Here is a 16,602-nt window from a genome sequence, read left to right on the forward strand (position 1 = left end):
TGAACAGATTGCAGTATAGACACCCTTTCTGGGACTTAGGAAGTCTTCTCATCTAAACGACGTCATATTTTATTATAGTGCTTGAAATGTTTCATCTAAAGTAGTTTCATCGACAAATTCCGGACGCATTCTTTCCAACATCGACTGAGGGGTCAGATAGCATGGGGTTGCTTGGAATACTGCTCGGACTAGCTCTGCTCATGTGGTTTGCCTATCGCGGCTGGAGTGTGCTTCTGCTTTCTCCTGTCGCCGCATTGCTCGCTGCGCTTATTTCCGGCGAGCCTCTTCTGGCAAACTGGACATCAACTTTCATGGGCGGAACGGCAAGTTTCGTCGCCCGATGGTTTCCACTTTTTCTACTCGGTGGCATTTTTGGCAAGTTGATGGATGACAGTGGTTCCATCACCGCTATTGCGCGATACCTGACCGAGAGACTGGGCGTAAAACGCACAATGCTTTCCGTCGTGTTGGCATCGGCAGTCGTCACCTATGGTGGGGTCAGCGTATTTGTTGCCTTCTTCGTTCTTGTGCCGATGGCACGTGAGATGTTCAAGGCGGCCAACATACCTGCGCGACTGATGCCGGCTGCGATCGGGCTCGGTGCCTTCACCTTCACTATGTCTGCAATGCCGGGCACACCCTCAACGAACAATGCCATTCCGATGCCCTATTTCGAAACCACCACCTTTGCAGCGCCGGGACTGGGGATCATCGCATCCATCATTACGCTGGCTTTCGGCATGTGGTGGCTGCAGCGGGCCGAAGCCAAGGCGCGTGCTGCCGGGGAAAACTATGTCGATGACACTGGCGATCTTGAAATTACGGAGAAAGTCAGAGAACAATCGACGCTCTCGGGTGACTTTGATCCGGCAGAACTCGAACACGGCGCACGCACTGACAACCAGCCGCCGTTCTTCTTTGCCGTTCTGCCTCTGCTTGTCGTCATCGTCGTCAACTTCCTGATGGCGCTCATCATTCTGCCCCGTATCGATTTCTCGTTTCTGGAACAGCAGCCCTGGGGGATCGATGTCGGCTCATCCATTGGCCTGTGGGCGGTTCTCATTGCGCTGGCGACGGCCATTCTGACATTGATAGCGGTGAATTTCGGGCGACTGCGGGCAATTAGAGAAAGCCTCGACGCCGGGGCAAACTCCTCGGTCCTGCCGATCCTCACCATAGCAAGCCTTGTCGGTTTTGGTGCTGTCGTGGCCGCCATGCCTGCCTTTGCGGTGGTTCGTGATGCGGTGCTTGAAGTGCCGGGCGGGCCGCTTGTTTCGCTGGTTGTCGCCATGAACGCGCTGGCAGCCCTCACCGGAACTGCATCCGGCGGCATGGCCATCGCGCTCAATGCGCTTGGCGAGGAATATATGCGGCTGGCGATCCAGTACGGGATCAATCCCGAACTGATGCACCGTTTGACAGTCATTAGTGCCGGAACGCTGGATGCTCTGCCGCACAACGGTACGGTGCTTCTACTCCTCCAGATCAGCAAGCAGACCCATGCATCGAGCTATTTTGACATGGTCATGACCGTAATCGTCGGTGTGATCATATCGCTCGTGGCGGTTTTCGTGCTGGGATCAATGTTTGGCTCCTTCTGAGTGTAACCATTATTGTTGAAAGGAAGCGAAAATGAAAAGGACACTTATTCTTGCCGCCGCCCTGTTTTCAGTGATGGCAAGCCCTGCATTCGCGCATCTCAACCCCGCAGAACATGGTTCGTTTGCTGCAGGGTTCTCCCATCCCCTGTCTGGTGCCGACCACATCCTTGCTATGGTTGCTGTTGGCCTTTGGGCGTCAATGCTTGGCGGACGTGCGCTCGTCGCCGTTCCGGTTAGCTTTGTGGGCGTAATGCTCCTCGGATTCGTGGCAGCACTCAGCGGAGTGTCACTTCCCTATGTCGAACCGGTCATCCTCGCATCCGTGATTGTGCTTGGCCTCTTCGTCGCCATGGCGTTCCACTCATCGACCCTGACCGCCGCGCTTATCGTCGGCTTCTTCGCCTTCTTCCATGGCTATGCTCATGGCGGTGAGATCGGTAGCGCCGCGTTTCTTTCCTATGGTGCCGGTTTTGCGCTTGCGACGGCATTGCTCCACACTGCTGGCATCGGTGTAGGCCTTGCCGCGGGCCATATGCTGAAGGGGCGTACCGGGCAAATCGTGATGCGGATGGCTGGTGGCTTTGCTGCCCTCAGCGGGCTCTATCTCATGGCTGGGTGATGTGAGCATCATCTTGCTGGATCATTCAACGAGACATCCCCAGGCTGATACTGAAAATAATGGGTCGGAACCGGAGTTGCATATGCAATCTCCGGCGCTGCCCATGTTGCACCTCATGCGGCTTGTCAGCCCCAGCCAACCCGTTGGCGCATTTTCCTATTCGCGCGGACTGGAATGGGCCGTCCACGCGAGTATCGTTACAAACGAGGAAAGCTGCGCCGATTGGGTACTCGGCCTTCTGGAGCACAGTTACGCTGCACTTGACGGAGCAATTTTCTGGCGGATGATTTCGGCGCTGATGCGAAACGATCAAGCTGAATTCTACCGCCTGAACGACTGGCTTGCAGCAAGTCGCGAAAGTAGTGAGCTCGAACTGGAAGATCGCCGCATGGGCGAATCCTTGCTCACATTGCTGTCGGAGCTTGGTGTTGAGCGAGCACGAAACTTCGCATCGGAACAACGTGCCACCTATCCGGCAGCCTTTGCGATCGCAGCACGTAACTGGGATGTCGCGCCCGTCGATGCACTGCGCGGCCTCATGTGGAGCGTGGTTGAAAGTCAGATCATGGCAGCAATCCGTCTCGTCCCGCTCGGGCATACGGCAGGACAGAGGATACTCATCGCCGGAGCTGCGAAGATTGAACGGGCTGTCGAAAAGGCTCGTACGCTGAATGACGACGAAATCGGCAACACCGCTCCCGCAATGGCCATGGCGAGCGCCTGGCACGAGACACAATACAGCCGACTATTCCGGTCGTGAGTGAAGCGTTTCCTGATATCGCCTGAGATTTTCTTCCGCAGACGTCGCTTCGGCCGGAGCGACGGGCACCAGCGCCTTGAAAGCATATTGTCCGATCAGCATGACCCAGGTGACCAGCACGAATGTCGAGGTCAGAACCGGCATACCAATCGGTTTCAGGAATATGGCGACCGAAGCCCATAGCCATGTGGCCACGACGGCACCAAAGATGGCGTAAAGGAAACTGCCCCAGCTAAAAACAAGGAAGAAGCCGCCAAGGGCAATTGCAGTCAATGCCGCGTTATAACCGAACAGTCCGTCGCGAATGGCCCCTTCCGGACCTCCGAATACGGCGGCAACCACGGCCCCCGTTACCGCTCCCAGGAGTCCCATCAGTGCGCTTATCCGGGAATGGATCGCGATACCGGCAAGGATGATGTAACCGGTGATCCAGTTATCCTGAAAGAATATCTGACCGATGGCCGTGCCGATCCCCATATACCAGGTCGGAAGAACATAAGGGACCACATAGGAAAACTGTTCTGGCGAAACCGGTTTTGCCATCGGACCGGCATCTATGGCGTCGAACTTGAGAATTGCGAACAGAAAGAGCCAGCCGACCAGCACGAATGGCATTGTCAAAGGCGCAACCTTGTTTGGCCCCAGAAGCGCAGCGATACTGGCGAAGGCCATGGTTGAAAAAGCTGCGCCGAAAATGAGATAGACCGTCATAGCCGGCGACGGCACGGCACCGCTGCGAAAATCTGCACTGGTGAATGCGATCAGCGCAAGGGCGACCAAGGCCCCATTGAACCCGAACAAACCATCCCGGATAAGCCCCCTGTCAGCCTTGAGGATGATTGCCGTCAGCGTGCTGGCGACAACGCCAAGCACGCAGATGACGGCATAAATCCAGGAATTGACCAAAATGGCGAACAAAATGACCAGCCCCGACAGAGGGTTGTTCTGGAACACCACCTGCCCGATACCGCGCAGCGTCCAGTCGACAAACCCCAGAGAAGGATGATCCTGCAAGGCATTGAGCTGCATGGATTTATTCCCCTTCTTTCGCAATCCTGACTAGAACAGAAAATAGCGCTGTGCCATCGGCAGAATGTCGGCCGGTTCGCAGGTGATCAGTTCGCCATCTACCCGCACCTGATAGCTCTGCGGATCGACCTCCAGCTTGGGTGTAAGCCCGTTATGGATCATGTCCTTCTTGCGGATCGTCCGGATGCCCTTCACGGCAACCAGTTGCTTGCTGAGTTTCAGCTTCTCGCCGATGCCGTCATCCAGTGCTGCTTTCGAAACGAAGGTGACGCCAGTGGAACCAAGCGCCCGCCCCAATACTCCATACATTGGCCGGTAATGAACCGGCTGGGGCGTCGAGATCGATGCGTTCGGGTCGCCCATTGGTGCAATCGCAATCATGCCGCCGATCATCACGAGGCTCGGCTTCACGCCGAAAAATTCCGGCTTCCACAACACCAGATCGGCCCGTTTTCCGACTTCGATTGAGCCGATCTCATGGGCAAACCCGTGGGTGATGGCGGGATTGATCGTGTATTTAGCAACATAACGCTTGGCGCGGAAATTGTCGTTCCGGCTGCTATCCTGGCTCAGCGGACCGCGCTGTACCTTCATCTTATGGGCCGTTTGCCAGCAGCGTAGCGTCGTCTCACCGATGCGGCCCATCGCCTGAGAGTCAGACGACATCATCGAAAACACGCCGAGATCGTGGAGAATGTCTTCGGCGGCAATGGTTTCGCGCCGGATACGGGATTCCGCGAATGCCACGTCCTCGGGGATTTTCGGGCTGAGATGGTGACAGACCATCAGCATATCGAGATGTTCATCGACTGTGTTGATGGTGTATGGACGGGTCGGATTGGTTGAGGACGGCAGGATATTTTCTTCGCCTGCCGCCGTAATGATATCGGGCGCATGACCGCCGCCAGCACCTTCCGTATGGAAACTGTGGATGGTCCTGCCCTTCATGGCAGCGAATGTATCTTTGACGAACCCGCTTTCGTTCAGCGTATCCGTATGGATGGCCACCTGAATATCTTCTTCGTCGGCAACGTTCAGACAATTGTCGATGGCCGCTGGTGTGGTACCCCAGTCCTCGTGCAGCTTCAGACCGACAGCGCCAGCTCTGATCTGCTCACGAAGGGGTTCGGGCATGCTTGCATTGCCTTTGCCCAACAATCCCACATTGATCGGAAGCGCTTCCACAGCCTCCAGCATACGATGGATCGCCCATGGCCCCGGCGTCACCGTGGTTGCGAGCGTGCCAACCGTTGGTCCCGTTCCGCCGCCGACCAAAGTTGTTGTGCCGCTGGCGAGAGCTTCTTCGGCCTGCTGAGGCGCAATGAAGTGAATATGCGTATCGATGCCGCCGGCAGTGAGAATTTTGCCCTCACCGGCGATTACATCAGTCGCAGGTCCAACGACAATATTGACGCCGGGCTGAATATCGGGATTACCAGCCTTGCCGATCCCCGAGATACGACCATCCTTGATGCCGACATCGGCTTTGATGATACCCCAATAGTCAAGAATGATGACATTGGTGATGACCAGATCGGCTGTTTCGGCAGAGGGACGCTGTCCCTGCCCCATCCCGTCACGGATGACCTTGCCACCGCCAAAGGTTACTTCCTCGCCATAGATGCAGCGATCTTCCTCGACCTCGATGATGAGCTCTGTATCTGCCAGACGCAGACGGTCACCCTTTGTCGGGCCATAAAGATCAGCATATGCCTGACGCGTAATCGTCCCCATCTGTCCCTCCTAAAGCTTCCCGTTGATTTTTGCGTTGAAGCCGTAGACTTCCCGGTCACCATCCAGTGCAACCAGTTCGACTTCGCGATCCTGCCCCGGCTCGAAACGCACCGCAGTCCCGGCCGGAATATTGAGCCGGAAACCACGCGTTTTTTCCCGATCGAAGACAAGCGCCTCATTCGTTTCATAGAAGTGATAATGCGACCCAACCTGGATCGGCCTGTCGCCCGTGTTCTCAACGGCGATGGTGCGGGTTTCGCGACCGTTATTGAGGTCGATCGACCCGTCTTCGATGAAATATTCACCCGGTATCATGATCGTCTCCTGAAGCGCATCCCGAAAAGTGTGAAACGGCTTTCGGAACAAGATGCGCGCAAAACAAAAGCCAGAGTGTTTCCTATGATTCAGGAAACGCCCTACGGAATGGGATTGTGGACGGTCACCAGTTTGGTGCCGTCCGGAAACGTGGCTTCCACCTGGATGTCGTGGATCATCTCAGGCACGCCCTCCATCACTTCATCACGCGTGAGAAGGGTCGCTCCGTAGGACATGAGTTCCGCAACAGTCTTACCGTCCCGGGCTCCCTCCAGAATTTCGGCAGAGATATAGGCCACAACTTCCGGGTAGTTGAGTTTCAGCCCCCGGGCCTTGCGTCGCTCTGCCACCAATGCTGCGGTGAAAATCAGAAGTTTGTCCTTCTCACGTGGCAATAGTTCCATTTGTAGACCCTCTCCAAAGTCGATTATGTTGCCCAGATGCGCGGTGCAGCCGCCGGTTTCCCTAGTCCGGCTTCGCGCAGAACTTCCCAGGCTTTGCGAAACAGCGTCTTGGCTTCAGACATCCGCCCGCCGAGATAGCGACAGACAATCACCCGTTCGAGCCGCGACACAGAGAACAGGTTGCTGGCTGATTCACCTAGCGTTTCGCGAATAAGGTGAACCGCGTTCTCGTCCGCCGGTCCGGCATAAACCATCGTCGCGACAATCGGTTTGGCGCGGAACGCAAAGGCGGCATTCATCGCCGGATCAGCACCATGAAGGCGAAACTGTTCAAACCAGATCGGCCTTCCGTCCCTGAATATTTCGATCCGTTGGCGGACTTCCCCCGTGTCGAAGCTTTCCTGACAGGCAGGCCGACCAAGGCAAATAATGTCCCAACCCAGATAGACCGCATCTCCGCTCAGGGAGACATGGGTGCGAATGGAGGCCCTGGCGCCGTCAAAAACAATTGTTTCCTGCGGGAGATATTCGCATACGCCGCCCTCACCCACTTTTATCCTTGTCGTCTGCGTACTTTGGCCCCGCTGACTGCGATAGAATTTGGTCGCGCCCGGCGTTGTGAGAACGGCTCTGGCGCTGCGACCTAAAAAACAAGAAATATCAAGGACATCTTCGCCAGCGACACCGCCCGGCGGATGAAGAAGATAGACATGAGCGCTGCCATCCTTCTCAGGATAGAAGGGTTGTTGGACCGCAAGCGGCCCCACGTGACGCCGCCGCATGAGCCGCGTCGCTTCACGATTATGCTCGAACCGCAGTTCAAGCTCGGCATGCCAACCCGTGCTCATCAATGATTGCCACCTTTGAGTTGCCGAAAATTTCGATACGCTATCGATGTCGAACAATAAAACCAAGGCAGATCGTAATATTTCGGCAGAATAACCCGACAGATCAATAACGACAAGTTCAATTAGAGACTTGATTGATGCACTATCAACTTGCTTCAACGACGAGCCTTATAGAAGCATGGTCCGGCTTATCATCAACCTGGATAAAACATTCACTCCTTGGACAATCGACGGACCGGAGCCCTTCGCAAAGGATGTTCTCTAGCGAGCACCCAAGCGATCGATCACGCGCGCTGGCAGATGAAGAGCCAGGGAGGCCTGCTCAAATGTACCCTGACCGGCAGCGATGAAAGTGTCGTCCATGCCTGCATATTCGTCAGTAATAAGCCTGCGCAGCAGATAGCCTGAACCCAGGAACTTGATCAGCGTATCTGAGCTTGCGAACAGGGTATGACCACCGCTATCGACTTGGGAAATATCAAGAACCTGAATATTCTTGTTCTGCAGGAAAGCGATGTCAAAGCCGCTGCCAACCCGCGGCTCCCCTCCTGCCAGCCTGCGAGAAATATCGAGAGCCCGATCACGCCGCGATACGACAATCGTGAAAGGTTTGGGCAGATAATCAATGTCGTCAATCTGGCTGCGGAAGAGGTCAGGATCGAGATCAGGAGCTGCAAGCAGAACGCCCTTGATACGTTGCAATACATTGCGGCGTTTATTTCCAGATAGAGTTCTCAATGCTTCCATGACGACGACCGCGCCCATCGAATGCCCAACGATGACAATGCCATTGGCATTGGTCTGCGCCGCCAGTTCAAGTGTTTCTGCCAGTCCCCTGCGTGCGATGATCGCGCTGTCACGATCATAGAGATATCGCGTAAATGCCGCGGCAGACGCCCATGAAAAATGGATCGGCACCGAAGAGACATCATAATCGTGAACAATCTGGGCGTTGCGGAACAGTCCTTCGGCAAAGTTGTTGTTGTAGCCGTGGACGAAAATGAAGATTTCGCGCTGCGACGCCGGGCGGCTTGCCAGACGCCGGTTCAGCTCTGCGATCATTGCCTGTCGATCCGGCAACGGGGCATAGTTAGAGGCTATAAAATTCCTTCGGGGATCAGGCTTGACCGATGCAGTTTCAACAGTGCCCGGACGGTGCGTTTCAGGAATATGCACGTCGATGGTCGAGAAGTTCAATACTTCGGATCTGTTGCGGGAATAAGCGATACTCGGATCGCCTACTCTCTCCCGCACCGTTGCAACCGTGAACGGAACCACCGCTCTGGAATGCGCCCGGTCGACGACATCTGTTCCCAGACCGGTGACAGCCCTGTTACCAGCGCATCCTGCTACGATGAGCAGAACAAAAGCGAGGATGAAAACTTGCTTCAACTCATATCCTCGCTCGAAAATCGACGCAGCACGGCAGCCTGGTCGCGATGGTTTCGCATGCACGGTTTTCTGGCAACGCCATACTATGAGGTTGTCGGCAACGCTCCTTCGAGCGCTTCCTTGAGGCGCTGCTCCTGCTCGAGAGACAAGGACGTTTTCAAGACCCTGCCGCGCAGGTCGGGGAAATCGGCCATAACCCTGTCCCATTGAATCTTGCGCAGAAGAACGAACAAGGCGGATGAATTTTCCGGGATCGTCTCGCCAAGCGACACGATGAACTTGTCGTCGATACCATAATCGGTCAGCGAGCCCGACAAAGCTCCGGCACCAGCACCGACTGCGCCGCCAAGAGCCATACCGGCAAGTGGGTTGAGAAAAATAAGCCCCACCAGTCCGCCCCATATCGCTCCGGAAAGCAGCCCCGATCCGGCACCCACGGCTGGCAGATTGTATTTCTGCTTGAGATGAACCTTGCCCTGTTCATCCCGCACGACAATCACCGCATCCTCAAGATCGACAAGATATTCCTTTTGAAGCTGGTTGAGCTTCAGAAGAACGGCATCCGCCTCTCCCACGGTATCAAATCCAATTACAACCAGTTCCGACACTATTGTTTTCCTTTCCTCTAAGCCCGAAATGACGCTGTCACATAGATCAGCGGCGCCATCTTACGGTGCGAACATTCGTAATTCTTCCGTCTCTGGCCCGCACGGTCACATCATAGGTTCTGCGGGACCGATCAGCCCGGTAAAGAAAATGGCTGCCACGGCAATCCAACGCGCGAACATTGCGAAAACCGCGCATTCTCAGCAGTCGAACACCTTCGGCACATCGTATTCTGTGACCGTTATTGATCCGTGTTCCAACGACAACCGAATGGCTCTGACTGAAAGCAGGAACCGTCTCGGCAACAGTTCCAATGGTAAAGATGGCAGTGAATGCGAGAATAGCGGCGACCGAATGTAGCTTCATGCTTCCCTCCAAGTAACAAAGAACCACAACTCACCAGCCGAACCTGTTCGCCAATTTCGTGATTGGCGTCACAAGCGAACGCCTCCAGATAAAGGTAAAACGGTCGGAAAAACGCCAATTAGAGCGCGTTTCGATCTGAATGGATCAGATCTGCGCTCTATTATTTTTTGTTTGGACACACATCCCGAAAACCGTTTCACACTTTTCGGGATGCGTTCCAAACAAGCTTTTGGAACGCCCGCAGATACAAGTTGATCGAAAGGCGCTCCAAATAACAAATGCAAAAATTGAGTGTAGACATACTGAAGCAGCATGTCTTTATCTCAAAACTGGTTCAGACTTGTGGGCGACGTGCCTCAGCGACAACGCGCTTCATAAACACGGCCGTGCTGATCGCGATAGCGGCAATACTGAACGCCGTTACGGGTTTGAGCCACGCCAACCAGCGTACCTGCCGCTGCACCGATAGCTGCGCCGGTTAGCGCGCCACGCGTGTCACCTCCAATGGCAGCTCCGGCAAGCCCGCCAATCGCGGCGCCGCCAACACCATAGCCGGCTGTTCTTCGTTCATCTGTCGTGCACCCGCTGGCGGTGGCGCCAATTACGGCCATCGTCAAGACGCTGTACAGGATCATCCTCATTGAAATATCCTTCCCATTTTGATTATGCCTTTATCAGATATTACATAGGCCGCATCTTGAAAGGTCAAGCTATCCGGTTTGCAGCCCGGTCACTGGTTCTTCGATCAAAGAACTTTCAGCGTTATTCACGGGAAAAGCCGAATATTTCGGCGAACCAGCTCGTAGAGGAATATTGCGCGCAGAAAGTCAAACTAACGATAGTGATTGGCACTCCGATAAAGGCTCCGAAGACGCCCCAAAGCGAGCCCCACGCGAACACGGAAAAGAGCGTTGCAAACGGCGACAGGGAAAGTGTCTTACCGGTCAGCCGAGGCTCGATCACACTTCCGATGACAGATTGTATGACGTTCAACCCGACAAAGAGGGCAAGCACCCACTGCCAATCGGCGAGGTGCGTGAACGCGAATGCGGTAATGAAAAGTGTAGCGACAAGGGGGCCAAGAAAAGGAATGAAATTCAGGATGAACGCGACAAATCCCCATGTTTCGGAGAACGGCAATCCAATCAGACGGGTCAGAAGCCAGACAAGGGAACCCGTGGCAAGGCTCATCACCCCCCTGAGCAGCATGTAGAACCGAATTTTTGCGGCTGCTGACCGACTAGCCTGAAGAAACCTATTTGCGGCGGACTCGTTTTTCAACTGCTTGATCCGCGAGCGAAACTCCTCGGTTTCCGCAAGGCCCAGCAGAACATAGACCAGCGCCACGAGCCAGAAGCTGAACGTATTATTGAGGCGGCTACCTATCGATTGAAGTGTCCGCAGTGCCCAGCTCACGCTGAAATTTTCAGACCAAAGAACTGAAGTCGCTATGCCATGCGCATCAAGCCACATTTGAATCTGCTCATATAAGAGCTGATATCGAACCGCGTCGATCAATATGCGACGCCCCACCTGCCCGACGGTCCATGCGATCAACCATCCGAACCCGAGCAAAAGCAATACCACCAGAAGAAACGTGACGGCCAATGCGAGATAGCGTGACATGATTGATGAAAGAGCACTTTGCGCCGGCCAAACGAGCATAATAATAAATAGCGCAAAGGCGACCGGCGCGAACACTGCCCTGCCGTAATAGAGCAATGCAATCAAGACGCATCCTGTAATCAGGATCAGGGCTGCATTGCTGGCTTTCGGCATAAAACCTCCCCACCTCCAACAGGCGAAATCAAATTATGTTCTCAGGGTATTCTTGTGAATCCTGCCATCTTTCATGACGACCGCCAGCGTCTGTTCCGGCTTTTCAAGCACATGGATATCATCGAGCGGATTCTCATTCAGAACCAGAAGATCGGCAAAAGCCCCAGGTTCGACGAGACCGAGCTTGCCGGGATAAGGATTGCGCAAATTGGAAAGCTCCAGCAGCTCGGCATTGACCGATGTTGCTGCGCGGAGAACATCCGCGTTCGAATACCACTGACTCAAATGGGTCAGCATGAAACTCTGGCGCGGGGTCAATGCAGGCGAGAACAGAACATCGGAGCCCCAGGCGGTCTTGATCCCGTATTTGCGAGCAAACTCATAAACCCTTGGCGTACCGGCAAAAAGCTGTTGAATGCGTTCGGCACCGGGGCCCGTTTGTGAGGCCGCATCGTCCATGGTCAGGAAAGGCTGCATGCTCAGCCAGACATTCTTCTCCGCGAACATACGCGCAGTTTCTTCATCCATCAGATGCGCATGTTCGACACATGCAGCACCCGCTCTGATAGACCTCTGAACCGTATTCGATGCATAGGCATGAACCGTGACATAGGTGTTCCAGTCCTTTGCCACATCGACCGCAGCGCGAATTTCATCCTCGCTGAATGTCGACATATCCAGCGGACTGCGTGGCGAAGATACACCACCGCCAGCTACGATCTTGATCTGCGATGCACCCTGCAACAACTGCTCGCGCACACGCATCTTCAGGTCGCCAGCATCATCGACGATTGCCGCAGCTCCAATCAGCTCGCCAGTACTGAGTCTGCCGCCATCGCGTGGAATTTCCGTTGGTAGTCTGAGATCACCATGTCCACCAGTCGTCGTTATCATCGCGCCTGCCGGAAAAATGCGCGGGCCAGCGATAATCCCCGTGTCGATCGCACGCTTGAACGAAAAAGTCGGCCCTCCCAGATCACGCACCGTCGTAAAGCCGCGCAGAAGCGTGCGTTCCGCCTCTGCCGTGGACGCTGCGAAAATTATGCCCAGATCTCCCTCCAGAAGAACCGGCAGCGGAACCGCGGCGTAAACGGCATGCCAGTGCGCGTCGATCAGACCCGGCATCAGCACGCGGTCGCCGCAGTCGATAACCATTGCCCCATCTGGCGGAGCACTGTTTGTCGTATCGACCGCCGCGATGCGGTTGCCATCGACCAGAACTTGCACACCGGACTTAAGTGAATCCGCTTTCCCGTCGAAGAGCCGCGCCCGCGTCAGAAGAATTTTGGGTGACTGCGCATAAGAACGGTCCGCAACCATCGCCGCCGCTGCAGTCGCGGCTGCACCTGCAAGAAAATGTCGTCGTGACAATCGGTCCAGTCGTCGGGAAACCTGTTGTAATATCGGGCTGGAGCAACCACAGCCGTCACCGTGAATGAAATGCTGATATTTTCCACCCAGTCGAAACATAGCAACTCCCGATTGAATCAGTTATCCAAAAAGGCTACTTGAGTATCTTGAAGTAATATACGTCGATAAATCTGCCCCTGACATCGTTTTCGACACGCCCCCGAATTTCAATTTTGTTCTTGGTATTTATTTCTCTTCCGCGCCAGACTTCCCGCTCTATTCGAACTCGCGTTCTTCCGGTGTGATCCTGAAAAACATACTGGGCTCTTCTCGCATTGCTTTTGATCGAACCGGTAAGCACCACACGGGTTCCGACCGGCGTCCGGGTTATGGCATCCGCCGTGACTGTATTTCGGGCTTTAAAAGAATCCAGAAACTGGGCATGTGAAACATTCAGAGGGCCCAGGAAGAACAGGCCCAACATCAACGTAAATTGAATCATACGCTGCTTCACCGAGGTCATGAACTTTCACCTCCTTTTAGCAATGATCGATTTTCTTCTTCAGCATCAAAGAAACTGCGGTCGATGATTAGCTTTATCGCGGGAAGAAACAAGATATTTTCCCGAGAAAAATCCAAGTCTTAATTTCCGACCGGTTTTTCCTTCGGTTTTTCTCGCACGCACTTACCTTGAAAGTCCATGAGAAGGTTTGCATGCAGCTTCCGACCCGCTGGAATTGCTGCTCCACGCGCAGCTTCGTTAATTGATCAATGCCAGGCGTGTGGACGGATTTCACCAGAAACGAAGTCGCCGCTAATCCACGAGCGTCGTTTGTGCCTGACCGTCAAGCACTTCATCGGTCGCGGGTGCATGCAGCCGACAATATGACGGCAGATTTCGGCAAGGTGTCTGCCGAGCCGACATTTTACCGGGTGAAGTGAGCCAGGAGATATGACAGCTTCGATTGCAAGCCGGGAACAAAATGCGACGGGCAAGATCATCGAATAATGATGACGACAACAAATAGCGCGGGGGCGGAACTGAAAACGTTGGAACTGGCTCAGAACGAGCAGAATTATATGCGCGAACTGCGCAGGGAATTTCACAGACATCCGGAACTTTCCTTGAATGAAAAGCGCACGTCTGCGCGTATCAGGAAAGAGCTTGATGCGATCGGCGTCCCATATACTCAGGTTGGAGAGTTTGGAATCGTGGCAACTATAGTTGGTACGCAAAGCGAGCGGGTTATCGCTTTGCGTGCCGATATGGATGCGTTGCCAATAGAAGAAGACAACCCTCATCTGGAATACAGATCTGACGTGCCTCGCGTGATGCATGCCTGCGGTCATGACGGGCATGTCGCCATGTTGCTGGGAGCGGCGCGCGTACTTGTCCAAGTGCGCGATCAGCTTCATGGGACAGTCAAGTTATGCTTCCAACAGGCTGAGGAAGTTGGCGAGGGAACGGAAGACATTCTGCAAGAACTCGCAGAATACAGTGTTGAGAGCGTGTTGGGCATTCACCTCTGGTCTGAGTTGGAGACCGGCAAAATCTCCATTGAAGCAGGCCCTCGAATGGCGGCAGGGCAATCCATCGACCTGACGATCCATGGCATTGGAACACACGGCGCCTATCCGAACAGGGGCGTCGACCCCATCATCGCGACTGCAGCGATTATCATGAATTGTGCCGCACTCGTTAGTCGTGAATTTGACCCGACTGAACCTGTCGCATTAACTTTTGGAAGTATCTGCGGCGGCAATGCAGACAATGTTATTCCAGATAGTGTCAGGGTCTCAGGCACCATGCGTGCAACGCGACCCGAAACGATGAGCTATCTTGAAGAAGCGCTAAAGCGGACTGTAGCCAGTACGGCTGATGCGTTTCGGACACGCGCTGAAATCAGGTTCAGCGGTGGTGTTTCGGCAGTGACCAATGATCCTGCATGCAGTAATGTTGCGCGGCGCGCCATTCAGGCTCTTGGTCTGGAAAAGGACTGCATCAGCTTCAATACGATAATGGCGTCAGAGAACTTCGCCGACTTCCTGAACGTCTATCCAGGTGTCTTTGCTTTCATCGGTGTGCGCAATGAAAAGATCGGCGCCATCTATCCCCACCACCATCCAAGATTCAACATTGATGAAGAGGTGCTCTTCAGAGGGGCCGCCCTGTATGCGCAGCATGCAATAGAATACTTCAAATCAGAAGAGTAACAAAAGTATAAGCATATAAATTTATTCAAAAATTTTCTTTTATTTTCAAATTTCAACAACACGGGAGGAAATCATGAAATACTTGAAAATTGCAACAGTAACACCATCAGTAATCGCGATGGCGCTATCTTTAGGAGCAGGCATTGCTCACAGCGATGAGCCAATGAAACTAATCATTGGTACAGAGGGCGCCAATCCACCAATGAACTACCAATTGGCGGATGGCACGGTTGCCGGATTTGAGGTTGAGATCGCCAAAGCGCTCTGCGATCAGATGAAAGCGCAATGTGAATTTGTCGCCCAGGATTGGGATGGTGCTATTCCCGCCATACAATCGGGGAAGTTTGATGCGTTTCTGGCTTCTATGTCGATCACCGAGGAGCGAAAGAAGCAAGTCGATTTCTCCGATAAATACTTCAACCCGCCTCCGGGAATGGTGGCATTGAAGGATGCGAAAATCAACGGCGTCTCCAAGGACGATCTTGCTGGCAAGACCATCGGCGTGCAGGGATCGACGACCCATGCAAATTATGCAGAGGCTTACTTTACCGATAGCACGGTAAAGGCTTATCCAACCTCTCAGGAATTCAAACTGGATCTCGTGAACGGACGTCTTGACGCCATTAATGATGACAGTGTGTCCCTTGCGGAATGGCTTAAGACACCGGAAGGGGCCTGCTGCAAAATGGTCGGCACATATCCGCCCGTTTCAGAATATCACGGAGCAGGCGTTGGAGCTGCCATCAAGAAGGGACGTCCGGAACTGATCGCTAAGTTCAACGAAGCGATCAAAGCGATCCGCGTCAACAGAAAGTATAAGGAAATCAACGATAAATACTTTGATTTCGACGCTTTCGGAGCTGACAACTAAACAACCTTGATGAAGGAGAAAACACTACCGGGCTTCATTTGAATCCTGGTAGGCCCCTTCAGATTGTAATCCCTGCGCTCTAACAATCCATAGTGCAGGGATTTACATTACTGCTCGTTAAACCGGCGTCCGACAGTGGGTTCAAGCGTTACTGCCTCAATTTCTGCAGCCAGCCAGTGCTTGAGGATGGGGCGAAGCGCTCCAATCACATTGACAACAGGCATCCCACTTTCGCTGGCAATTTCCGTAACACCACTTTTCTTCCGAACAGGAAGCCAGAAAATTCCGGTCTTCTTTGAGATACAACAAATCCGCTTTGTGCCTGTCGTTCTAGAATGGCTCGAATGATGATGCGGCTGTCGTCATCATGCTTCGAAGCCTGACAGCCACGGAACAATATGATGTCGGCAGAACCTGTCTCACTATCCCCAGTAATCGATGTTCGCACCATACCGCCCATTTCGCGACATGCGACGATCTTCTCAATGATCGATTCGCTCGCCCCCGGTGAAGTGTTGGAAATCATCAACGATCACGATCCAGAGCCGCTGCGCCATCAGCTTGAAACCCGCAATCCGGGCACATTTTCGTGGGTTTACAAGGAAACAGGTCCGCTGTGGCGGGTCGAGATCGGTCGCCGAAAAGGCCATCATGGCGCTGACCATGAATGCACCTGCGGCAAACACTGAAGTCTTATAGGCACAACGTCCGGGA

General features: G+C 53.9%; 17 protein-coding genes. 6 read left to right on the forward strand and 11 right to left on the reverse strand.

Features of this window, described 5'->3' with window-relative positions; genetic code table 11:
- The first annotated feature begins 161 nt into the window (after window positions 1-161).
- The 3 genes from ACYSN1_RS02420 (at window position 162) to ACYSN1_RS02430 (ending at window position 2,980) form a co-directional block, all read left to right on the forward strand.
- Complete coding sequence (locus ACYSN1_RS02420; RefSeq protein WP_461724255.1) at window positions 162-1,601, forward strand: GntP family permease; 1,440 nt, start codon at window positions 162-164, stop codon at window positions 1,599-1,601.
- Between the two features lie 31 nt (window positions 1,602-1,632).
- Entirely contained in the window at window positions 1,633-2,220 is a 588-nt protein-coding gene (locus ACYSN1_RS02425) for a HupE/UreJ family protein (protein WP_461724256.1), read from the forward strand.
- Window positions 2,221-2,302: 82 nt separating this feature from the next.
- Window positions 2,303-2,980 (forward strand): urease accessory protein UreF, encoded by a 678-nt coding sequence (locus tag ACYSN1_RS02430; protein ID WP_210296024.1) that lies wholly within the window; start codon window positions 2,303-2,305, stop codon window positions 2,978-2,980.
- Here ACYSN1_RS02430 and ACYSN1_RS02435 read toward each other — a convergent pair.
- The 11 genes from ACYSN1_RS02435 to ACYSN1_RS02485 form a co-directional block, all read right to left on the reverse strand.
- The gene (locus ACYSN1_RS02435; RefSeq protein WP_461724257.1) at window positions 2,966-4,009 is read right to left on the reverse strand and encodes an urea transporter; all 1,044 of its coding nucleotides are present in this window, start codon (window positions 4,007-4,009) and stop codon (window positions 2,966-2,968) included. The genes ACYSN1_RS02430 and ACYSN1_RS02435 overlap by 15 nt on opposite strands.
- Window positions 4,010-4,039: 30 nt before the next feature.
- Window positions 4,040-5,743: an urease subunit alpha gene (gene ureC, locus ACYSN1_RS02440; RefSeq protein ID WP_461724258.1), complete on the reverse strand. Its 1,704-nt coding sequence runs from the start codon at window positions 5,741-5,743 to the stop codon at window positions 4,040-4,042.
- Window positions 5,744-5,752: 9 nt separating this feature from the next.
- A complete protein-coding gene (locus ACYSN1_RS02445; protein WP_105541606.1) occupies window positions 5,753-6,058 on the reverse strand; it encodes an urease subunit beta in 306 nt (101 codons plus the stop codon).
- Between the two features lie 101 nt (window positions 6,059-6,159).
- On the reverse strand, window positions 6,160-6,462 hold the full coding sequence (gene ureA / locus ACYSN1_RS02450; RefSeq protein WP_021584970.1) for an urease subunit gamma: 303 nt from the start codon (window positions 6,460-6,462) through the stop codon (window positions 6,160-6,162).
- A gap of 23 nt (window positions 6,463-6,485) precedes the next feature.
- Window positions 6,486-7,310, reverse strand: coding sequence for an urease accessory protein UreD (locus ACYSN1_RS02455; RefSeq protein WP_461725256.1), 825 nt, complete (start codon window positions 7,308-7,310; stop codon window positions 6,486-6,488).
- A 261-nt stretch (window positions 7,311-7,571) separates the two neighbouring features.
- Window positions 7,572-8,702 carry an alpha/beta hydrolase gene (locus ACYSN1_RS02460; protein ID WP_168436526.1) on the reverse strand — a complete coding sequence of 377 codons (1,131 nt, stop codon included), beginning with the start codon at window positions 8,700-8,702 and terminating at the stop codon, window positions 7,572-7,574.
- Window positions 8,703-8,785: 83 nt separating this feature from the next.
- Window positions 8,786-9,310 carry a DUF1269 domain-containing protein gene (locus ACYSN1_RS02465; protein ID WP_461724259.1) on the reverse strand — a complete coding sequence of 175 codons (525 nt, stop codon included), beginning with the start codon at window positions 9,308-9,310 and terminating at the stop codon, window positions 8,786-8,788.
- 720 nt (window positions 9,311-10,030) lie between these two features.
- On the reverse strand, window positions 10,031-10,315 hold the full coding sequence (locus tag ACYSN1_RS02470) for a glycine zipper 2TM domain-containing protein (RefSeq protein ID WP_140019712.1): 285 nt from the start codon (window positions 10,313-10,315) through the stop codon (window positions 10,031-10,033).
- A 121-nt stretch (window positions 10,316-10,436) separates the two neighbouring features.
- Window positions 10,437-11,453 carry an AI-2E family transporter gene (locus ACYSN1_RS02475; protein ID WP_461724260.1) on the reverse strand — a complete coding sequence of 339 codons (1,017 nt, stop codon included), beginning with the start codon at window positions 11,451-11,453 and terminating at the stop codon, window positions 10,437-10,439.
- A gap of 33 nt (window positions 11,454-11,486) precedes the next feature.
- Window positions 11,487-12,923, reverse strand: a complete 1,437-nt coding sequence (locus tag ACYSN1_RS02480) for a metal-dependent hydrolase family protein (RefSeq protein WP_461724261.1) — start codon at window positions 12,921-12,923, stop codon at window positions 11,487-11,489.
- 34 nt (window positions 12,924-12,957) lie between these two features.
- Window positions 12,958-13,326 carry a YgiW/YdeI family stress tolerance OB fold protein gene (locus ACYSN1_RS02485; RefSeq protein ID WP_461724262.1) on the reverse strand — a complete coding sequence of 123 codons (369 nt, stop codon included), beginning with the start codon at window positions 13,324-13,326 and terminating at the stop codon, window positions 12,958-12,960.
- Window positions 13,327-13,811: 485 nt separating this feature from the next.
- Here ACYSN1_RS02485 and ACYSN1_RS02490 point away from each other — a divergent pair, with 485 nt between their 5' ends.
- The 3 genes from ACYSN1_RS02490 to ACYSN1_RS02500 all read left to right on the forward strand — a co-directional run bounded on the left by ACYSN1_RS02490 (window position 13,812) and on the right by ACYSN1_RS02500 (window position 16,577).
- Entirely contained in the window at window positions 13,812-15,017 is a 1,206-nt protein-coding gene (locus tag ACYSN1_RS02490) for a M20 metallopeptidase family protein (protein ID WP_461724263.1), read from the forward strand.
- A 73-nt stretch (window positions 15,018-15,090) separates the two neighbouring features.
- The gene (locus ACYSN1_RS02495) at window positions 15,091-15,888 is read left to right on the forward strand and encodes a transporter substrate-binding domain-containing protein (protein ID WP_461724264.1); all 798 of its coding nucleotides are present in this window, start codon (window positions 15,091-15,093) and stop codon (window positions 15,886-15,888) included.
- Window positions 15,889-16,289: 401 nt separating this feature from the next.
- Window positions 16,290-16,577 (forward strand): DUF2249 domain-containing protein, encoded by a 288-nt coding sequence (locus ACYSN1_RS02500; protein ID WP_461724265.1) that lies wholly within the window; start codon window positions 16,290-16,292, stop codon window positions 16,575-16,577.
- Window positions 16,578-16,602 lie beyond the last annotated feature (25 nt).

The sequence above is a fragment of the Brucella sp. LJL56 genome, assembly GCF_054871705.1.

Bases quoted from the DNA above. Each gene is read 5' to 3' on its own strand.
- ACYSN1_RS02420 (WP_461724255.1), top strand. From the start codon at position 162: ATGGGGTTGCTTGGAATACTGCTCGGACTAGCTCTGCTCATGTGGTTT.
- ACYSN1_RS02425 (WP_461724256.1), top strand. From the start codon at position 1,633: ATGAAAAGGACACTTATTCTTGCCGCCGCCCTGTTTTCAGTGATGGCA.
- ACYSN1_RS02430 (WP_210296024.1), top strand. From the start codon at position 2,303: ATGCAATCTCCGGCGCTGCCCATGTTGCACCTCATGCGGCTTGTCAGC.
- ACYSN1_RS02435 (WP_461724257.1), bottom strand. From the start codon at position 4,009: ATGCAGCTCAATGCCTTGCAGGATCATCCTTCTCTGGGGTTTGTCGAC.
- ureC (WP_461724258.1), bottom strand. From the start codon at position 5,743: ATGGGGACGATTACGCGTCAGGCATATGCTGATCTTTATGGCCCGACA.
- ACYSN1_RS02445 (WP_105541606.1), bottom strand. From the start codon at position 6,058: ATGATACCGGGTGAATATTTCATCGAAGACGGGTCGATCGACCTCAAT.
- ureA (WP_021584970.1), bottom strand. From the start codon at position 6,462: ATGGAACTATTGCCACGTGAGAAGGACAAACTTCTGATTTTCACCGCA.
- ACYSN1_RS02455 (WP_461725256.1), bottom strand. From the start codon at position 7,310: ATGAGCACGGGTTGGCATGCCGAGCTTGAACTGCGGTTCGAGCATAAT.
- ACYSN1_RS02470 (WP_140019712.1), bottom strand. From the start codon at position 10,315: ATGAGGATGATCCTGTACAGCGTCTTGACGATGGCCGTAATTGGCGCC.
- ACYSN1_RS02475 (WP_461724260.1), bottom strand. From the start codon at position 11,453: ATGCCGAAAGCCAGCAATGCAGCCCTGATCCTGATTACAGGATGCGTC.
- ACYSN1_RS02480 (WP_461724261.1), bottom strand. From the start codon at position 12,923: ATGTTTCGACTGGGTGGAAAATATCAGCATTTCATTCACGGTGACGGC.
- ACYSN1_RS02485 (WP_461724262.1), bottom strand. From the start codon at position 13,326: ATGACCTCGGTGAAGCAGCGTATGATTCAATTTACGTTGATGTTGGGC.
- ACYSN1_RS02490 (WP_461724263.1), top strand. From the start codon at position 13,812: ATGATGACGACAACAAATAGCGCGGGGGCGGAACTGAAAACGTTGGAA.
- ACYSN1_RS02495 (WP_461724264.1), top strand. From the start codon at position 15,091: ATGAAATACTTGAAAATTGCAACAGTAACACCATCAGTAATCGCGATG.
- ACYSN1_RS02500 (WP_461724265.1), top strand. From the start codon at position 16,290: ATGTCGGCAGAACCTGTCTCACTATCCCCAGTAATCGATGTTCGCACC.